This is a genomic window from Deltaproteobacteria bacterium GWC2_65_14 (assembly GCA_001797615.1).
In the GTDB taxonomy this organism is placed as follows: Bacteria; Desulfobacterota; Deferrimicrobia; order Deferrimicrobiales; family Deferrimicrobiaceae; genus GWC2-65-14.
Genome location: MGPV01000020.1, coordinates 23,040 through 41,002, shown reverse-complemented (window position 1 = coordinate 41,002; position 17,963 = coordinate 23,040). Strand labels below are relative to the sequence as shown.

Annotated in this window: 18 protein-coding genes, 2 tRNA genes and 1 pseudogene (1 of these 21 only partly in view); 3 read left to right on the top strand and 18 right to left on the bottom strand. The window is 63.9% G+C overall.

Annotated features, from left to right (window positions below; translation table 11 throughout):
• Positions 1–9 precede the first annotated feature (9 nt).
• The 3 genes from A2X88_03375 (at position 10) to A2X88_03365 (ending at position 4,662) form a co-directional block, all read left to right on the top strand.
• A complete protein-coding gene (locus tag A2X88_03375; GenBank protein ID OGP34940.1) occupies positions 10–1,566 on the top strand; it encodes a hypothetical protein in 1,557 nt (518 codons plus the stop codon).
• Between the two features lie 120 nt (positions 1,567–1,686).
• The gene (locus tag A2X88_03370; protein OGP34939.1) at positions 1,687–2,388 is read left to right on the top strand and encodes a hypothetical protein; all 702 of its coding nucleotides are present in this window, start codon (positions 1,687–1,689) and stop codon (positions 2,386–2,388) included.
• 18 nt (positions 2,389–2,406) lie between these two features.
• Positions 2,407–4,662: a hypothetical protein gene (locus A2X88_03365; protein ID OGP34938.1), complete on the top strand. Its 2,256-nt coding sequence runs from the start codon at positions 2,407–2,409 to the stop codon at positions 4,660–4,662.
• Positions 4,663–4,704: 42 nt separating this feature from the next.
• Here the strand turns inward: A2X88_03365 and A2X88_03360 are convergent, their stop codons facing one another.
• The 18 genes and pseudogenes from A2X88_03360 to A2X88_03275 all read right to left on the bottom strand — a co-directional run.
• Positions 4,705–5,511: a hypothetical protein gene (locus A2X88_03360; GenBank protein ID OGP34937.1), complete on the bottom strand. Its 807-nt coding sequence runs from the start codon at positions 5,509–5,511 to the stop codon at positions 4,705–4,707.
• A 9-nt stretch (positions 5,512–5,520) separates the two neighbouring features.
• Entirely contained in the window at positions 5,521–6,675 is a 1,155-nt protein-coding gene (locus tag A2X88_03355) for a deoxyguanosinetriphosphate triphosphohydrolase (protein ID OGP34936.1), read from the bottom strand.
• Positions 6,668–8,218, bottom strand: a complete 1,551-nt coding sequence (locus A2X88_03350) for a hypothetical protein (GenBank protein OGP34935.1) — start codon at positions 8,216–8,218, stop codon at positions 6,668–6,670. Before A2X88_03350 ends, A2X88_03355 begins: the two co-directional genes overlap by 8 nt.
• 121 nt (positions 8,219–8,339) lie before the next feature.
• Positions 8,340–9,011: a hypothetical protein gene (locus A2X88_03345; protein ID OGP34934.1), complete on the bottom strand. Its 672-nt coding sequence runs from the start codon at positions 9,009–9,011 to the stop codon at positions 8,340–8,342.
• Between the two features lie 334 nt (positions 9,012–9,345).
• Positions 9,346–9,422: transfer RNA gene (locus A2X88_03340), tRNA-Arg, on the bottom strand.
• 33 nt (positions 9,423–9,455) lie between these two features.
• Positions 9,456–9,977 (bottom strand): adenine phosphoribosyltransferase, encoded by a 522-nt coding sequence (locus tag A2X88_03335; GenBank protein ID OGP34933.1) that lies wholly within the window; start codon positions 9,975–9,977, stop codon positions 9,456–9,458.
• Between the two features lie 16 nt (positions 9,978–9,993).
• Positions 9,994–10,641 carry a hypothetical protein gene (locus tag A2X88_03330; GenBank protein ID OGP34932.1) on the bottom strand — a complete coding sequence of 216 codons (648 nt, stop codon included), beginning with the start codon at positions 10,639–10,641 and terminating at the stop codon, positions 9,994–9,996.
• Positions 10,638–11,252, bottom strand: a complete 615-nt coding sequence (locus tag A2X88_03325; GenBank protein OGP34957.1) for a protein-L-isoaspartate O-methyltransferase — start codon at positions 11,250–11,252, stop codon at positions 10,638–10,640. Before A2X88_03325 ends, A2X88_03330 begins: the two co-directional genes overlap by 4 nt.
• Positions 11,253–11,331: 79 nt before the next feature.
• A complete protein-coding gene (locus A2X88_03320; protein OGP34956.1) occupies positions 11,332–12,072 on the bottom strand; it encodes a 5'/3'-nucleotidase SurE in 741 nt (246 codons plus the stop codon).
• 45 nt (positions 12,073–12,117) lie between these two features.
• A tRNA-Pro gene (locus A2X88_03315) sits at positions 12,118–12,194 on the bottom strand.
• A gap of 72 nt (positions 12,195–12,266) precedes the next feature.
• On the bottom strand, positions 12,267–12,641 hold the full coding sequence (locus tag A2X88_03310; protein OGP34931.1) for a mannose-6-phosphate isomerase: 375 nt from the start codon (positions 12,639–12,641) through the stop codon (positions 12,267–12,269).
• Complete coding sequence (locus A2X88_03305; GenBank protein ID OGP34930.1) at positions 12,638–12,994, bottom strand: hypothetical protein; 357 nt, start codon at positions 12,992–12,994, stop codon at positions 12,638–12,640. The genes A2X88_03310 and A2X88_03305 overlap by 4 nt, the downstream gene beginning before the upstream one ends.
• Positions 12,995–13,013: 19 nt before the next feature.
• Positions 13,014–13,301 (bottom strand): integration host factor subunit alpha, encoded by a 288-nt coding sequence (locus A2X88_03300; protein ID OGP34929.1) that lies wholly within the window; start codon positions 13,299–13,301, stop codon positions 13,014–13,016.
• Positions 13,302–13,324: 23 nt separating this feature from the next.
• On the bottom strand, positions 13,325–15,730 hold the full coding sequence (locus A2X88_03295; GenBank protein OGP34928.1) for a phenylalanine--tRNA ligase subunit beta: 2,406 nt from the start codon (positions 15,728–15,730) through the stop codon (positions 13,325–13,327).
• Between the two features lie 28 nt (positions 15,731–15,758).
• The gene (locus tag A2X88_03290) at positions 15,759–16,772 is read right to left on the bottom strand and encodes a phenylalanine--tRNA ligase subunit alpha (GenBank protein OGP34955.1); all 1,014 of its coding nucleotides are present in this window, start codon (positions 16,770–16,772) and stop codon (positions 15,759–15,761) included.
• A gap of 33 nt (positions 16,773–16,805) precedes the next feature.
• On the bottom strand, positions 16,806–17,162 hold the full coding sequence (locus tag A2X88_03285) for a 50S ribosomal protein L20 (GenBank protein ID OGP34927.1): 357 nt from the start codon (positions 17,160–17,162) through the stop codon (positions 16,806–16,808).
• A gap of 24 nt (positions 17,163–17,186) precedes the next feature.
• Entirely contained in the window at positions 17,187–17,384 is a 198-nt protein-coding gene (locus A2X88_03280) for a 50S ribosomal protein L35 (GenBank protein OGP34926.1), read from the bottom strand.
• Positions 17,384–17,963, bottom strand: a pseudogene (locus tag A2X88_03275) (translation initiation factor IF-3) (it continues 98 nt past the right edge of the window). Before A2X88_03275 ends, A2X88_03280 begins: the two are co-directional and overlap by 1 nt.

The window sequence follows — 17,963 nt, the reverse complement described above, 5'->3', positions numbered from 1 at the left end:
GAAAACCGGATGCAGGTGACCACGGCGACGAAGCAGGTGCTGCTGGCCGACCCGGGAGATTCCTCCCGGAAATACCTGGCCGCGCTGCTCCGGGAGAAGGGGTTCGAGGTGGTCGAAGCGGGCGACGGGAGCAAGGCGCTGGCCGAGACGCTCCTGCGGAAGCCCGACATCCTCCTCGTCGACATGGGCCTCCCCGTGCTGGGCCCGGAGCGGCTCGTCCAGATCCTGCGCACGAACCCGAACACGAAGGCGATCCCCATCTTTTTCATCAGCGACACGGAAAAGAGCATCCCCGGCTTCCGGGCCGGGACGGACGATTTCATCCGCAGGCCCTTCCACGGCGAAGAGGTGATCCTCCGGATCCAGCGTGCCCTCTACCGGGACGCCACCGAGGACCCCTTCGCGGGCGACTCGGAGATCAGCGGGAGCCTCTCTCAGATCTTCCTCCCCGACCTCTGGCAGATGCTCTCGCTGAACGTGAAAAGCGGCGTGATCCAGGTGGAAGGGGAGGGGATGGCCGGATCGGTCTACATCGAGCGGGGGGAGATCGTCTCGGCGGTGACCCAGAACATCTTCGGAGAGAAGGCCCTCTACCGCCTGATCTCCCTGAAGGAGGGGAAGTTCCGGTTCGTTCCGGGAACGGTGGAGATCCGCAGGACGATCCACACCTCGAGCCAGCAGGCGATCATGGAGGGGCTGCGGCACTTCGACGAGATCCGGAACCTGAGCGCCGAACTTCCCTCCCCGAACGATTCGGTCCTGCTGGTCCCGAACGTCCGCGAGGTATCCGGAGGGGTCGGCGCCGTGCGGGAGGTGCTTCTCCTCGCGGAGTTCTGCACCCGGGTCGGGGATATCGTGAACAACTGCAGCTACCCGGACCTCGTGGTCTACGAGACGCTGCTCGACCTGAAAAAGCGGGGCGTACTGCGGATCGGGCCCTTCGAGGCCCTCCCGCCCAAGAGCGAGTTCCTGCCGCCGGACGACCTGGCCCGCCTGCGGACCCGGATGGAGGAGAGGGGGGGATTTTCCGAGAGCCATGTCGGGCGCGTCGTGTTCTTCCTCCCCGACCCGGCGCTCCTGGAGGGGGTCGTTCTCGCGTTGGGGCAGTTCCGGGAGTTCGAGGTCGACACGACGTTCTTCTCCCTGCGGCGGAAGGAGGGGGCTCCGATCGGAATGTTCGGCAAGCTCAAGATCGGGGAGGGCTCCAGCCTCCGCCTCTACGCGTTTCCCTACATCCGGTCCACCTCTCCGCTCTGGTACGCCCTCGCCCCGAGGCCGATCGGAATCATCGCGTTCCTCAAGGACGAGGTTTCCAGCTCCCTCGAGGGGCTGCTCGCCGTCTCCGACTACACCCGGGGGGCGGAGGCCCGCGTGGTCCTGGCCATCATGGGGAAGACCTTCACGAATTTCGGGCTGGGGGAGAACACCTTCCGGCTTTTCCAGAAAAGGGTCGAGGCGCTCGGCTGCGACCTGAAGGTCCAGGAGATGGAACAGCTCTCGGCGGCGGAGATCCGGGAGTCGCTGGGCCAGGTCGTCCGGCAGTCGCTCGGGGATCTCCGGGGCTGATTCCGCGGCTGCGGCCCCCCCACTTCAGGAATTCGCTTTCCATATAGATCGGGACACTCCGCTGGGATACAATACCCGATCGCACTCGCACACGAACGCGACCGAGGGAGGCCGGACCGGATGGCCGAAAAGATCAGGTACACCCGGAAGGACCTGAAGGGGCCCGACGAGTTCATCTCGACCCTGGGAAAGGGCACCGCATGGGCCCGCGAGAACCGGGGGAAGATGGTCGCCGCGGTCGTCGTCGTCGTGCTGGCCCTCGCGGGTGTACTCGGCACCCGCGCCTACCTCCTCTGGCAGGACCAGAAGGCGGCCAAGGACCTTTGGCCCCACCTGAACCGGGCGAGAGAGCTGGTGCAGAACCCGCGGGAGGTGGACCCGGAGAAGCTGATCCGCCTCGAGCAATTCCTGAATGGTTACGTCAACATGCACCCCGGAGCCAAGACCACCGTCTTCGCACGCTACTACCTCGGGAGCATCGCCTACCTCCGCGGGGAGTACGAGGTGAGCGCCGCGCAGTTCCGGTCCGCCATCGGCCTTTATCAGAAACAGGACACCGTGATGGAATTCCTGGCGCGGGAAGGGTTGGCCCAGGCTCTCGAGGCGAAGGGGGACATCCACGGTGCGCTCGCCGCCTACCGGGACGCCGCCTCCCACGCGAAGGGGGAGCTTCGGACCCAGCCATGGATGGGGGAGGCTCGCATGCTGGCCGGCATGGGGAAGAAGGCGGAAGCCGCCGAGGTATTACGCCGGATCCTCCAGGAGAACCCGGATTCCCCCATGCGGGAGTATATCGAGGTCCGACTTTCCCAGGCCGGGTAGCGGACGGAAGGGCTGCAGGTGAAGCTCCGTCTCTGCTTTCTCTGGCACATGCACCAGCCGTACTACAAGGACCCGGAGACGGACGCCTACATCCTCCCCTGGGTCCGCCTCCATGCGGTCAAGGATTACGTCGCCCTCCCGAGGATCTTCCGGAGATTTCCGAAGGTCCGGCACACCTTCAACCTCGTCCCGTCCCTGCTCGTGCAGGTGCGCGATTACGTGGAGCATGGGGCCGAGGACCTCTTCCTGTCCGTTTCCCGGAAAAACGCCCTCGACCTGACACGCGAAGAGGAGTTGTTTCTGTTGAGAAACTTCTTCTCCGCAAACCCGGGAACCATGATCCTTCCCCATCCCCGGTACGCCGAGCTGTTTAACCGGCGGGATGCGGCGATACGCGCGGTCGGGAGGGGGGCCACCCCCGGAGGGTTCGGGGCGTCGGAATACACGGACCTTGCGACACTGTTCAACCTGGCCTGGATCCACCCGCTCCATCGGGAGGAGGACGGGGAGCTTGCACGCCTCTACCGGAAAGAAGGAGGGTTCACCGAGAGGGAGAAGACCCTTGTGCTCGACCGGCAGATCGAGATCATGGGGTCGGTCATCCCGGAATACCGGCGGCTGGTCGGGCAGGACGGCGGCGAACTTTCCTCTTCCCCCATGTATCACCCGATCCTTCCCCTGCTGATCGACAGCAGGGCGGCGCAGGACGCGCTTCCCGGGGCGCAGCTTCCTTCCCTCCCGTTTTCCTACCCCGAGGATGCGCTGGAGCAGTTACGGAAGGGGAGGGAGGTGTTCCGCGGCTTCTTCGGGCGCGACCCGGCCGGGCTGTGGCCGCCGGAAGGGTCGATCAATCCGGCGGCGATGGAACTGGCGGCCGGCATGGGATACCGGTGGGCGGCGACGGATGAGATCCTGCTGGCGAAGGCGACAGGAAAAGCGGTGTACCGCGATTTCGATGGAGTTCCCCAGGATCCGGGTTGGCTCTACCGGCCCTACGCCGCCTCCACGCCGTCGGGGGAGATTTCGCTCCTGTTTCGCGACCACCACCTCTCCGACCTGATCGGGTTCGAGTATTCCCGCTGGGGCCCGGTGGACGCAGCAAACAATTTCGTCAACATAATCAGCAAGATATATAGTAAATTATCATCCATCGATTATGCTTCCCGCAAGGAGTCCTACGTCGTGCCGGTCATCCTGGACGGGGAGAATGCCTGGGAGTATTTCCCGGACTCCGGGGAGGCGTTCCTCTCGGCGCTGATGGACCGCCTCGGATCCCTTTCGCCGGCCATCGAGTGCATCCCCGTGACGGAGGCGATCGAGCGGAGCGGCGAGCCGGAGCCGCTTCCCGGGATTCCGACCGGGTCCTGGATCGACGGGACTTTCTCCATCTGGATCGGCCACCGGGAGGACCATGAGGCCTGGGACATGCTTTCCCGGGCCCGGGCCCTCTGGCAGCGGCACTACGAAAAGGCGAAGCGGTCCGGGATCGAGCTGCCGGAGTCGCTCGCCGCGGCGCGCGAACATCTGCTCGTGGCGGAAGGGTCGGACTGGTGCTGGTGGTACGGGGAGGAGCATTTCACCCCGCACGGACCGGAATTCGACCGTCTCTTCCGGAAACGGATCAAGGCGGCATACCGGGAGCTGGGCGAAACTGCGCCGGATTCGCTCGACATCCCGATCGTGCGCCCGGACAAGATCCCCTCCGTGAAGAATTTTCTTCCCAGTCCCAGGGGATATATCCGGCCGCGGATCAACGGGAAGCTCACCTCCTATTTCGAATGGAGCATTGCGACCCGATATGTTCCGGCTCCCGAGTTCGGGACGATGCACAGGTCCGGAACCGCCGCGATGACCTGTCTCCATTACGGATTCGACGAGTCGACCCTGTATTTGCGGATCGATCTGCACCATCGCATCTTCGAGCCGCCCGCAAATCCCGTGGAGCTGGAGTTCCTGTTCCCGGGGAAGAACCGGAAAGTCCACCTCCTGCTGTATCCCGCGGAGAAGGCAGTCCGGTGTGCCATCGGGGCGATCGGAGAGGTCCTGTCCGAAAAACCTGCCCCAACGATGCCGGACGCGTTCAAGGCCGCCTTTCACAAGGTGCTGGAGCTGGGAATTCCGTTCCGGGAGCTGGGATGCGAGGGGGAGAACCAGATCGGGTTCTTTCTCACGATCCGCCCGCAGGGGTCGGTAGGAGAGAGATACCCGACCTACGGGCAGTTCACGGCGGATCTCCCGGGGAGCGATTTCGAGGAGCGGATGTGGGAGGTTTAACGTCTGATAATGTATATTATGTCAAATAAGAGGTCGGAGCGGCTACTTTCCGTTCTTTCTCGCAAGGACGAATTTCCATCCCATAAACAGTGGACTCACCTTCTTCACGAGATTCCGGCTCCATTCCCGTACGAGAGGAATCCGCTCGATATAGGAAACCTTCGGAAATATTCCTGCGGACTGGGCCGGGATGCTCAGGAAATCGAACAGAAATTCCTCTGCGATTTCAAACCGATAATCGAATTCCGAGGACTTGAACCCCTTCTGTGCCTTCAGGCAGTCCATCAGTTCCGGGTAGGAAACCGCTCCATACCGGTAGGAACCTCCCGGGTAGGCGACTTCCACGGCATCTCTCCCCTTTCCGTCGAACAGGCCGTCGTAATAGCTGATCGCAAGGCATCCGCCCGGAACGATCAGCCGGCTGGCCTGCGAAATCGACTCCTGAAAATTCGGGAGAAGAAAAATGGAGGCGGTATAGAAGACGGCGTCGAACGCCTCGTGGAAATACTCGGATAGACGCTCTGCGTCGCCCCGGACGAAGTAGATCTTTTCCTGCCCTTTGCACCGCTCCCTCGCCTTGAGCAGCATCGACCCGGAGATGTCGATCCCGTAGATGACCGGCGGCGACTCGAAAGAGTTGTGGATCGATATCGTGGAGATCCCCGTCCCGCACCCCACGTCGAGTACCCTGCACGGGGAAAAAGGGGCGTTCAGCTCGCACAGCTTCTTCGTGAGCGTTTCGAACAGACGATGCTTCGCCTCGAACGTATCGTAGATCGGGGCGCTCTGATCAAAATTCCGCTCTACCGCCTTCTTGAACCGACTTTTGAAATCATTTTGTTTTCCCAATAGATATCCCTATACTTTCTCCATCGGATCAAAGAGCTTCCGGTATTCCTCCAGGACATACCGATCCGTCATCCCCGCGATATAGTCGCACACCACCCGCTTCTTTCCTTCCTGGTTCATCCTGGCAAAGATGTGGGGGGGAAGCTGCTGCGGACGTTCGCAGTATGTCTGAAACAGCTCGCCGAGGATTCTTCGAGCCTTCTGCTCCATCCGCATCACCCGGTAATTCCCGTACATGTTCTCCAATAGGTATTTCTTTAATTCCATGTTCTTATCCTTCATGTTCTCATCAAAGGAAACACACTTATTCCTGCAATTCCTCCCATCCTCGACCGACTGGATCCCCTCCCGCTTCAGTCGCTCGTCCGTGGCATGAATCAGGTTGCGGGATAGGGCGGATATCATGAATGATATCGAGCGGGAACGTAATATATCCTCATCTATTGCAGTATATTCATTCCGAACGAACCGGACCGCTTCCTTCCAGAGCGGAACCGATTCCATCCCGGAAACCGAGAGCATTCCGGAACGGATCCCGTCGTCGACGTCATGGTTGCTGTAGGCGATCTCGTCGGAGATATCGGCGACCTGCGCTTCCAGGGTGGGAAACCCGGGAGAGTCGAACTCATCCACGGAGGGAGGATCGTCGTACTGGGAGCTGTGCTTGCAGATTCCCTCGCGGACCTCAAATGTGAGATTCAGCCCGTCGAAATCGGGATACCGCTTCTCGAGCAGGTCGACCACCCGGAGACTCTGGAGGTTGTGCTCGAACCCCCCCTCCCCTTCCATCAACTCGGCCATTCTCCGCTCTCCCGCGTGCCCGAAGGGGGTGTGGCCGAGGTCGTGGGCCAGCACGATCGCCTCCGTGAGATCCTCGTTCAGGCGGAGGGCGCGGGAGATCGACCGGGCGATCTGGGAGACCTCGATCGTGTGCGTGAGCCGGGTCCGGTAATGGTCCCCTTCGTGGTTCACGAACACCTGGGTCTTGTACTCCAGCCGTCGGAAGGCAGCCGAGTGGATGACGCGGTCCCTGTCCCGCTGGAAGACGGACCGGAAAGGATCCTCCGGCTCAGGGTGTCTCCTCCCCCTCGTCTCGCAGCTCTTCACGGCATAGGGAGCCAGTCGCGCAGCCTCCTGGCGCTCGAATTCCGCCCGGTCAAGCATGCGCCTTCACGACAACCCGGTTTTTTCCGGAATGTTTCGCCAGGAAGGCCGCCTCGTCGGCGTACCCCACCATGAGGTCCTCGGAGGCGGCTCCCGCATCCGAGGTGTAGATGCCGATGCTCACCGTCAGGTGGACCGCTTCCCGCCCGTTCTGCAGGAAAACGTGCGACGCAACCTCGGTCTTGATCCGCTCGGCCAGCATCTGGGCTCCGACGGGAGACGACTCCGGAAGGATGATCCCGAACTCCTCCCCTCCGTACCTCGCCACGATGTCGGTGGCCCGGACGCACTGAATCAGGAGGCCCGCGATCGTCCTCAACGCCCGGTCCCCGGCCATGTGACCGTGCAGGTCGTTGAACCGCTTGAAGTCGTCGACGTCGATCATGAGAAGGGAAACGGCGTGGGAATAGCGTCGCGCCCGTTCCAGCTCCCTCCGGAGGGCTGCATAGAACTCCCGGTGGTTCGTCAGGCCGGTAAGCCCGTCCGTCACCGACATGATCCGTGTAGTTTCATACAACTCCGCGATGTCGAGCGCCAGCGCCGCCTCGTCCACAAGGGAGACGATGGATGCGGTCGCCTCGAGACCGATGGGGCGGGAGCCGTTGCTTTCCCTGGCCACCACGATCGCGGGGACGGCGAACATCTCGCACCGTGCGCACTGCCGTCTCTGATTGTCCAGCGCTTCCGGATCCCGGGCCGCCTGACGCGGACCTCCCTCGATCCAGCAGCGCGGCTTTTCCACCAGGTATGCGGAACACTGGAGGCTGTTGAAACTCTTTCCCTCCGAACTTTTCCGGATCCCCTTCCGGAACACGGGAACGAGAAGAGAGGATCCTTCCCCCAGCACTCTCCGATCTTGATCGGTATGCCGGTGCTCCCCGAGCGAGGAGACCAGGAGCGGGGTTCCGCTCCACAGGGTACGCGCCAGAAGGGAGTCCTCGTCCCAGCAGGGGATGGACACCTGCTCTCCCCCGCCCCGGGCGGAGTCTCCCCGGAAGAAGAGGTTTCCTCCCGGGTCCCGGATCCCCAGGATCGTCCCGGGGAAGCCGAGGCCGTTCCGGATCCCCAATACGAGCGCATCGAGCACCTCATCATGGCGAAGCGACTGGAGCATCCGCTTCGTGACCCGGTGGTGTGTGAGAAGATCCTGATGGGCTTCGGTGGCTATCCGGATCTCCTCCCGGAGGGAGTCGACGGAAACCGCCTCCGACCCGCTCCCAACTCTCTCCTCCCGATGCCGGTGAAGCAGCTCCGAGGCGGCCATTGCCGCTGCCTGGAGGGAAATCGTTTCCGGAGATCCTTCCACGTGGGCCTTCACCGAATCGGAGAGCATCCTGGCGGCACGAACGGTGACGAGGAGGTGGGACCGGAGCAGGAGGAGGAGGACCCCGGTGCCTGCCCCGAAGAGGGCGACCGCAAGGCGCAGCGCCACGGATCCGGTTCCCGACGCAGCCACGACCCCCATCCCCGCGGAGGCTGCGAGCAGCACGACCCCGCCCCAGAGAAGGCTTTTCTCGTCCCGGCCGAAGCCGCGGTTCCCCACTCCGGACTCCCCTTTTCGGAATCGTCTCACTCCCTTAATACTTTACGCCATCGGAGCCGAAAAGTTTAGAAAGCGGTTGCCTTTTCGGGAAAAAAACCGCTCCTTCGTGCCGGAATTTCGATCAGGTGAGCAGCAGCCCCCGGAAGTAGGCGGCCAGGCTCCGCGCGGCGACGATCCCCGAAGCCTTCCATCCGAGGTAGGCATCCGCCGCGCCCCGCCACCCTTTCGAGGCCCCGGGGGCGAGCAGGCAGGGAATCCAGAGCAGAAGAAAGAGCAGGATCACCCCCGCGGAGAAGATCCTTCCGCTCCGCGTGAGGTCCGGCTGCGCGTGGAAAAACCCTTCCGCCGAAAACACCAGGTGCATCGTGAAGAGAAACGCCGCGAAGACCAGGTAGATGTCCGGAACCCAGGTAGAGGCGTTGCGGAAGATCTGGGCGGAGGCTGCTGCGGCCAGGCAGTAGAGGGGAACGGTGTAGGGAGCCAGGTCGATCATCACGTTCGTCCGGTCCATCACCACCTTTCCGCCGGTCCTCGTGGAGATCTGGAACTGGTGAATCCTTCGGAAGAAGAGCTTCGCCACGACCAGGTGGGAGAATTCGTGCCCCCACAGGTAGAACCGCTCCGGCTTCCGCAACAGGAAATGGAAGAGCAGGTAGACAGACGCCCCGCAGAGGATCAGCCATCCCTCCTCCGGCGAAACGATCCTTCCCGCCTGTGAGGGGAAGGTGTAGAGAAGGATCCCGTCGGCCAGGAGGAGCGGGATTCCCACGATCGTAAAGAGGAAAACCCTCACCGGATCTCCCGGAAATAACAGAAACCGTATTCTATTCCGGATCCGGGCATCCCGGCCCGTGTGGCATTACAAACTGGTTTACAAGGGTATAACGGTATGTTATTTCTTTTATCGAAGATGCCGCAGAAAACGAAAACCGGAAAGGTTTCCAGCCGAGTGGACAACCTTCCTAATATCCTGAAGACGCGCGACCTGGCCGTTCTGCTCGACATGAGCCCCGATGCCGTCAACGATCTGGCCCGCAAGGGGATCGTCAAGGGGTACAAAAGCGGCAACCAATGGCGATTCCGCCGGAAGGACATCGAGAGATACCTCGGCAGGGAGGGAAGAAAGATGGCGCCCCCGGGGTGACTCGAACACCCGGCAAACGGTTTAGGAAACCGTTGCTCTATCCGCCTGAGCTACGGGGGCACTTCCCCGGCGTCGACTCTCCCGGCCCACCGCCTATTCCGAAAATTTGATCAGGGAAAACACTTTTTTCCCCTTGAGCTTTCCCCGTCCGTTCAGATCCGTCAATTCCGCGAGGAAGCAACATTCTACAATATCCGCCTGCAGCCGGGTCAGCAAATCCACCACCGCCGCCACCGTGCCCCCGGTCGCGAGCACGTCGTCCGCGATCACGACCTTCATCCCGGGGCGGATCGCGTCCGCGTGGATCTCCAGGCGGTCCTTCCCGTACTCGAGGTCGTAGGAGGCCGAGACCGTCTTGTACGGGAGCTTTCCCGCCTTCCGGACCAGGATGACGCCGACGCCCAGCTTGTAGGCCAGCGCCGCCCCCATCACGAATCCCCTCGCCTCGATCCCGACGACCGCCTCGATCCTCTTGTCGAAATGCCGGTGCGCCAAAAGGTCGATGGCTCTCTGGTACGAGGCGGGGTCGGCCAGAAGCGTCGTGATGTCCTTGAACTGGATCCCCTTGATCGGGAAGTCGGGGATGTTGCGGATCCGCCGCTTCAGCCTGTTCATCGCTCTCCCCTCCGCGCTACAGGTATCGTTCCGGGTCGACCGCCTGGTCCCCCACGCGAAGCTCGAAGTGGAGGTGAGGGGTGGTCGCGTTTCCCGTAATTCCCACCGTGCCGATCGGTTCCCCTTCCGCCACGGCATCGCCCGATTCTATCCGAATTTCCCGCAAATGTGCGTAGAGTGTCGTGACCCCCTCCCCGTGGTCGATCACGATGGCGTTCCCGTACCCCTTCATCCCGTCGCCCGCGTAGATCACCACTCCGTATGCGGCGGCGCGGACCTTCGTTCCCTCGGGCGCGAGGATGTCGATCCCGTCGTGGAGCCGCCCTCCTCTGTTCCCGAAACCGGAGGAAACCGATCCATGCAACGGCCACACGAAGCGTTTCCCGGAAAAGGGGGGGACGGCGACGCCGGCCATGGACCCCTCGTAGGGAGGGACCCGGACCGTGCGGGAGGCGCCGGGGATCCACAGGAGCTCCCCGGTCCGCAGCGTCCGCGGGTCCTCGATCCCGTTGTGCGCCATGAGATCCCGGATCTCCACCCCGTATGCGCGGGCAATTCTATAGAAAGTCTGTCCCGGCTCCACCTTGTGATAGATCCCCACTCTCCCGGAACAGGCGGCCAGCAGCGCTGCCGCGACGCACGCGGCGGCGAGCCGGGGGATCACGACGAAAATCCGTGCTTCCCCAGGAGCGGGACGAACCGGCAGCCGCCCAGGTACTCGCGCCGCGGCTTCCCGCCCTCCTTCCGGATCCGGACGAGATCCTGCTCCCAGCGCCCTCCGACCGGGATCACCATGATCCCCCCCTCGGCCAGCTGCTCGAACAGCGGAGCGGGGATGTCCGGAGCCGCCGCGGTGACGAGAATCGCGTCGAACGGGGAGTCTCCGGGAGACCCCAGCGTTCCGTCCCCCTTGCGGAAGCGCACATTCGAAATGCCGAGCTCGCGGAGGATCGTCCGGGCCGACAGGAAAAGCGAATCGATCCGCTCCGTCGTCACCACCTCGCGGGCAAGCCGGCAGAGGATCGCCGTCTGGTACCCCGAGCCGGTCCCGATCTCGAGCACCCGCTCCGTCCCCTCGAGCGAGAGGGCTTCGGTCATCTCGGCCACGATGTAGGGCTGGGAAATCGTCTGCCCCTCGCCGATGGGCAAGGGGGCGTCCTCGTAGGCGCGGCGGGCGAGCGAGGCGGGGACGAACCGGTGCCGGGGAAGTTCCCGCATGATCTCGAGCACCCGCGGATCGCGGATCCGGCGGGAAGCGATCTGCTCGGCGACCATCCGCTCTCTCAGGCGGGCCAGCTCCTCCTCGGAGGGCCCGTCCTTCGGCCTGTGCCGGTCCAGCACGGCCCGATCCCCGCTACCACTTCCACCGGCGGATCGCGCGCAGGGACGCGTAGTCGGTCATGTCGAGATGGAGGGGGGTCACGGAGATGTATCCCTCCTCGACCGCCTCGAGATCGGATCCGGGGATATCCTCCCGCTCGAGGGAATCGCCGCCGATCCAGTAATACTTCCTTCCCCTCGGGTCCCGCTTCTCGACGATCGCGTCCCCGTAGATCCGCTTTCCCTGCCGCGTCACCCGGACCCCCCGGATCTCCTCCGGCGGGACGTTCGGGAGATTGATGTTCAGCAGGGTATCCTTCGGGATCTTGTGGCGGAGGACCTTCCTGGCCACCTCGTGGGTGAACTTCGCCGACGCCTCGAAGCGGAAATGGTTCCGCGACGCGAGGGAGACCGCGATCGACGGGATCCCCAGCAGCGTCCCCTCCATCGCGCCGGCCACGGTCCCCGAGTAGGTGATATCGTCCCCCATGTTCGCCCCCTTGTTGATCCCGGAGGCGACCAGGGCGATCTTCTTTCCCCGAAGGATCCCGTTCACGGCGAGGTTCACGCAGTCGGTCGGGGTGCCGTCGACGGCGTAGGCCCGGGTCCCCACCTTCTCCACCCGCAGCGGGTGGGAGAGGGTGAGGGAATGGCCCGCCGCGCTCCTCTCGCGGTCCGGCGCGACGACGTAGACGGTCCCCAGGGCGCGCAACGCCTCCGCCAGGGCGAGGATCCCCTCGGACCGGTAGCCGTCATCGTTGCACACGAGGATGATGGGAGATGGATTCGTCACGCTCGACCGGCTGCTTTGAAAAGAAAATGGTCGGGGCGACTGGACTTGAACCAGCGGCCCCTTGCACCCCATGCAAGTGCGCTACCAGGCTGCGCTACGCCCCGACCTGAAGGATTCATGGTACCCTTCCCGGGCGGGAATGTCATCGGGAAAAAGAGTCCGCGGGAATGCGCCCTTCAGGCCCGGCCGAAGTCATCCTCGAGTCGCTCGATATCGTCCTCGCCGAGATACTCCCCCTGCTGCACCTCGGTCACGACGACCGTCTCCTCCCCGGTGTTCTCGATCCGGTGGACCGCCCCGAGAGGGATGTCGATCGACCCGCCCGCGGCCATCCGGACCTTCCGTCCGTCGAGTGTGACCAGCGCCTCTCCCCGGACGAGAACCCAATGCTCCGCCCGGTGCCGATGCCGCTGCAGGCTGAGCCGCTTCCCCGGCCGGACGGCGAACTGCTTGACCTTGAATCCTTCCGCTTCGAGGAGGACCAGGTAGTACCCCCAGGGCCGTTCCCCTTTTTCGCCGGCCCAGCTTTGCGCAAGCTCGTCGAGGGTCATCGTTTCAGCATCTCCCGGATCCCGGCCAGCTCCTTCTTCACCTTTTTCAGGACCGTCCGGTACTGTTTCTCTTCCAGCCCCAGATCGAGCTGTTTGCTTCTATCCTTCATCCGTTCCCTGAGCTTTTTCTGCGCCCCCTCGATCGTGAACCGCTCGTCGTAGAGAAGCCGCCGGATCTCGAGGAGCGTCTCCACTTCCTGCCGCTTGTAGATGCGGTGACGGGAACGGTTTTTCGAGGGGGAGATGCGGAATTCCGATTCCCAGAAGCGTACGACGTAGGGCTTCACGCCCAGGATGGAGGATACCTCTCCAATTTTGAAATAGAACTTGTCCGGGATCTCGGGTACCGCCACACCTTCCCCCGGAGGGATTCTACGCCTTGTCCTGGTTGATGTACGCCTTCAGGATCTGGCTCGGCCGGAAGGTGAGCACGCGCCGCGCCGTGATCTGGATGTCGTCCCCGGTCTGCGGGTTGCGTCCCTTTCGCGGCCGCTTGTCGCGGAGAATGAAGTTCCCGAAGCCGGAAATCTTGATCTTTTCTCCGCTCTTCAGGACACCCTTCATCGTATCGAAGATCGCCTCCACGATGTCCTGCGACTCCTTCTTCGAGAGGCCGCCCACCTTTTCGTACACGATCTCGACCAGGTCAGCCTTCGTCATCCCATCCCCCCTTATGTCTGTACTTACGAGGTGCGAATCTTACCGCCGAACCGATTCTCCAGCAATTTTACTATTTTGGTATGTATACTATGGACTTCGACGTCCGTCAAGGTTCTGTCCGATGGCTGGATCCGGACCCGGAATGCGACGCTTTTGTTCCCCGCGCCGATCTTTTCCCCGGTGTACAGGTCGAATACCGAAACCTCTTCGATCTCGTGTGAGAGCTCGCGCACCATCGCCAGGACGTCTCCCACCGGGATGTCGAATGGGAAGATGCAGGCGTAATCCCGGGAAACCGGCGGGAACTTCGGGATCGGCCGGAAGGTCGGGACGCGCGGAGCGGCGATCGCCGCCAGGAGCCGAAGCTCCGCGTACCAGACCGTCCCCGGGATCTCCACCGCGTCGAGCAGCTCGCGGTGCACCGCGCCGAGCCATCCGATCCCCTTGCCCTCCAAGAGGATTTCGGCCGACCTGCCGGGCTCGAGATACGGCCGGTCCGCAGCGGGAACGAAATGGAGAGGGCCGTTTCCGAGCAGGCGGAGGACCGATTCCGCGATCCCCTTGACGTCGTGGAAATCGAGCGGTTCCCCTCCCCCCTTCCATGCCCAGGGAGTTCGCCGCCCGTGGAGGGCGATCCCGATCCGATGCTCCTCGAAATGCCCCTCGGTCATCGATTTTCCGTACGCCTTCCCGACCTCGAACAGCCGGATCTCCTCCTGGAACCGCCGCAGGTTCGTCCCGACGTTCCGCAGCATCCCGGTCAGGAGGTGAGGCCGCATGATCGTCATCTCCTCCGAGATCGGGTTGGACAGCCGCATCGCGTCGGCCGGGTCGAACGCGAGCCGTGCGGCATGCTTCTCCCATTCCTTCCCGGAAACGAAGGAGAAGTTGATCGCCTGGCAGAACCCGGCCGTGCGCAGGTACTCGGAGACCTTCTCGACCTCCTCGACCAGGCGGTCGTCCTTCGAGAATTCCGGCGCATCCGATTCCGGGTAGGTCGTGGGAATGGAATCGTACCCGGATAGCCTCGCCACCTCCTCGACCAGGTCGATCTCCCTCTCGATGTCGAAGCGGTGCGGCGGAACGTCGACGCTCCAGCGATCTCCCTCCTTCCCCTCGACCCGGAAACCGAGCCGCTCGAAGACCGCCGCGCACTCCTGGAGGGAATAGTCCTTCCCGACGATCCGGCGCGCGCGGAGGGGACGGAACGGCACCTTCCGGGAAAAATCGCCGCTCCCGCCCACGTCGAAGGCGCCGGCGGCGACGGAGAACGAGGCCGATTCCGCGAGCAGGAAGATCGCCCGGTCCGCGGCGTAGAGGGTTCCCGCCGGGTCCACCCCCCGCTCGAACCGGTAGGAGGATTCGCTGGAAAGCGAAAGCTTCCGGGAGGTCGAACGGATCGACGCGGGGGAAAAATGGGCGCTTTCGAAGAGGACGCGGCGGGTTTCCGGGAGCACCTCCGTGTTCTCCCCTCCCATCACCCCCGCCACCGCGACCGGACCCTTCCCGTCCCAGATCAGCAGCATCTCCGGGCGGATCTCCCGGGAGACCCCGTCCAGCGTGGTGAACCTGCGGGGCTCCCCCGACCGCCGCACGTCGATCCGGAACTCCCCGAGGCGGTCCAGGTCGAAGGCGTGCATCGGCTGTCCCGTCTCCAGCAGGAGGTAGTTCGTGACATCCACGATGTTGTTGATCGGACGGACCCCGCACAACGCGAGCCGCCTCTGGACCGGGAGGGGCGACGGCCCCACCCTCACGCCGGTGATCACCCGGGCGGAATAGCGGGGGCAGAGGTCCGTGTCGGTCACCACGACGGAGGCCAGGTCGCGTATCGACGGCCCCTCTTCCCGCACCCGCGCGTCGGGGAGGACCACCTTCTCTCCCGTGATCGCGGCGACCTCGCGGGCCGTCCCCAGGACGCTCAGGCAGTCCCCGCGGTTCGGTGTGACCTCGACCTCGAGCAGCCAGTCGTCCATCCCGATCGCTCCGGCCAGCGGAACCCCGGGCGGCGTATCCCCGGGAAGGATCAGGATCCCGGGCGACTCCTCGGCCATCCCGAGCTCCTGCTCGGAGCAGAGCATCCCCTCGGAGGACTGCCCCCGGATCTTCGCTTTCCCGATCTCCATCCCGCTCGGAAGTTTCGCCCCGGGGCGCGCGAGCGCCACCATGTCCCCCGCCTGCATGTTCCTCGCCCCGCAGACGATGTCGTATTCCCGGGAACCGTCCGTCACCTTGCAGAGGGAGAGCTTGTCCGCGTTCGGATGGGGGGAAAGGGTTCGGATCCTCGCCGTGACGACCTGCTCCATCCCCTCCCCGAGGAAACGGCAGGAGGAAACCTCGATGCCGGCCATGGTGAGCGCATCCTGGAGCTCCCGGGGGGAAAGCCGGCTGTCCACGAATTCCTTGAGCCAGGAATGGAGGATCTTCACGGAGGTTCGCTCCCTGGTCCGGGCCCGGCTAGAACTGCGAGAGAAACCGGATGTCGTTCTCGAACAGGAGGCGGATGTCGGCGATCCCGTGCCGGAGCATGGCGATCCGCTCCACTCCCATCCCGAACGCGAAGCCGGTGTACTCTTCCGGATCGTATCCCACGAACCCGAACACGGCCGGGTCGACCATTCCGCATCCGAGAATTTCCAGCCATCCCGAATTCTTGCAGACGCGGCACCCGGAGCCGCCGCAGATGACGCACCGGATGTCGACCTCCGCGGAGGGCTCCGTGAAGGGGAAGAAGCTCGGTCGGAACCGGAGCGGTTTCCCGGGGCCGAACATCATCCGGCAGAACTCGGTCAGCATCCCCTTCAGGTCGGCCATCGTCGTGCCCCGGTCCACCGCGAGCCCTTCCACCTGGTGGAACATCGGGCTGTGGGTGATGTCCGAGTCGCACCGGTACACGGCACCCGGAGCGATCACCCGGACGGGGGGGCGCATCGTCTCCATCGTCCGGATCTGGATGGGAGAGGTGTGGGTCCGCAGGACGAGGTCTCCCCCGGGCCATTCCAGGTAGAAGGTGTCCTGCATCTCCCGCGCGGGGTGCTCCTTCGGGATGTTCAGCGCCTCGAAGTTGTAGTAGTCCGTCTCGATGTCGGGACCGCAGCGGACGGAGAAGCCCAGGCGCTGGAATACGGCGGTGATCTCCGCCATCGTCCGGGCGACGGGGTGCCGGTGGCCGATCGGCGCGGCTCGTCCGGGGAGCGTCACATCCACGCGGTCCCGCCCCTCGCGGGCGATCCGTTCGCGCTCCCGGATCCCGGCCAGCCGCCGATCGAAGTCGGTCTCGAGCCTCCCCCGGGCGGCGTTCACCGCCGCTCCGAGGGTCTTCCGCGCCTCCGGGGGAAGGGCCGACACCCCTTTCAGGTGCTCGGTAAGCGCACCCTTCTTCCCGAAGTATCGCCCCTTGATCTCGAGGAGAGCGCTCTCGGTCTCCGCCGCCTCCAGGGCGCGCAGCCCCTCCTCGGCGAGTTCCTCGATCCGACCGGACCGATCGGACAACGGGACGCGCCCCTACCCGATCGCCGCCCTGGCCTTCTCCGCCAGGGTGCGGAACCCGTCCGCGTCGCTCACGGCGATGTCGGCGAGCATTTTCCGGTCCACCTCGACCCCGGCCTTCGTCAGGCCGTAGATCATCTGGCTGTAGGAGAGGCCGTTCTCCCGGGCGGCCGCGTTGATCCGGATGATCCAGAGCGACCGGAACTCCCGCTTCTTCGTCCGCCGGTCCCGGTAGGCGTACTGGAGCGCCCGGGCGACCGTCTCCTTGGCCGTCCGGAGCAGACGGCTTCTCCCGCCCCGGTATCCCTTGGCCGCCTTGAGGACCTTCCTTCGTTTCTTGTGCGAATGGACCGCTCGTTTCACGCGTGGCATTTCATTCCCTCGCTCGGCCGCCGCCTACAGGTACGGAAGCAGGCGCCGGATGGATTTTTCGTTCGTCGGGTGGACCAGCGCGGACTTCCGCAGGTTCCGCTTCCGCTTCTTCGTCTTCCCGGTCAGGATGTGGCTCTTCCCCTGCTTCGCGCGCTTGATGCCTCCCCGACCGGTGGCGGAGAACCGTTTGCTCGCTCCCCGGTTGCTCTTCATCTTCGGCATTACCGTTCCTCCTGTGTCTCCGTCGGGTCGGCAGGCCGCGCCGCCGTGCCGGCCGGAACCTTCCCTTCCGTCTTGTCGCCTTCTTTTCCCTTGCCGCTCTTCGCCGTTCCCCGCGCCGGCTTCTTCTCGGCGGCCGCTTCCTTCTTTTCGGCAGATTTCCTCTTCTGCGCGAGCGGCGTGACGATCGCCATCATCGTCCTCCCCTCCATCCGGGGGGGGCTCTCCACCTTCGAAAGGTCCGACACCGTGGAGACGATATGCTGGAGCATCTCGAATCCGCTCTTCGACGCGTAGGACATCTCCCGGCCCCGGAAGCGGACGGTCACCTTCACCTTGTCGCCGTCCTCGAGGAATCTCCGGATGTGGCGGATCTTCACGTTCATATCGTGCTCGTCGGTCTTGGGCCGGACCTTGATCTCCTTGACCTGGATGATCGTCTGCTTCTTGCGTGCCTCCTGCTCCCGCTTGCTCTGCATGTACTTGAACTTCCCGTAATCCATGATCCTGCAGACCGGCGGGTCCGCCTTCGGGGCCACCTCGACGAGGTCGAGCTCGAGCGCCCTTGCGCGCTGCAGCGCA

Bases quoted from the DNA above. Each gene is read 5' to 3' on its own strand.
- A2X88_03285 (OGP34927.1), bottom strand. From the start codon at position 17,162: ATGCCACGCGTGAAACGAGCGGTCCATTCGCACAAGAAACGAAGGAAG.
- A2X88_03300 (OGP34929.1), bottom strand. From the start codon at position 13,301: ATGACGAAGGCTGACCTGGTCGAGATCGTGTACGAAAAGGTGGGCGGC.
- A2X88_03325 (OGP34957.1), bottom strand. From the start codon at position 11,252: ATGGTCGCCGAGCAGATCGCTTCCCGCCGGATCCGCGATCCGCGGGTG.
- A2X88_03370 (OGP34939.1), top strand. From the start codon at position 1,687: ATGGCCGAAAAGATCAGGTACACCCGGAAGGACCTGAAGGGGCCCGAC.
- A2X88_03335 (OGP34933.1), bottom strand. From the start codon at position 9,977: ATGAACAGGCTGAAGCGGCGGATCCGCAACATCCCCGACTTCCCGATC.
- A2X88_03280 (OGP34926.1), bottom strand. From the start codon at position 17,384: ATGCCGAAGATGAAGAGCAACCGGGGAGCGAGCAAACGGTTCTCCGCC.
- A2X88_03310 (OGP34931.1), bottom strand. From the start codon at position 12,641: ATGACCCTCGACGAGCTTGCGCAAAGCTGGGCCGGCGAAAAAGGGGAA.
- A2X88_03375 (OGP34940.1), top strand. From the start codon at position 10: ATGCAGGTGACCACGGCGACGAAGCAGGTGCTGCTGGCCGACCCGGGA.
- A2X88_03355 (OGP34936.1), bottom strand. From the start codon at position 6,675: ATGCTTGACCGGGCGGAATTCGAGCGCCAGGAGGCTGCGCGACTGGCT.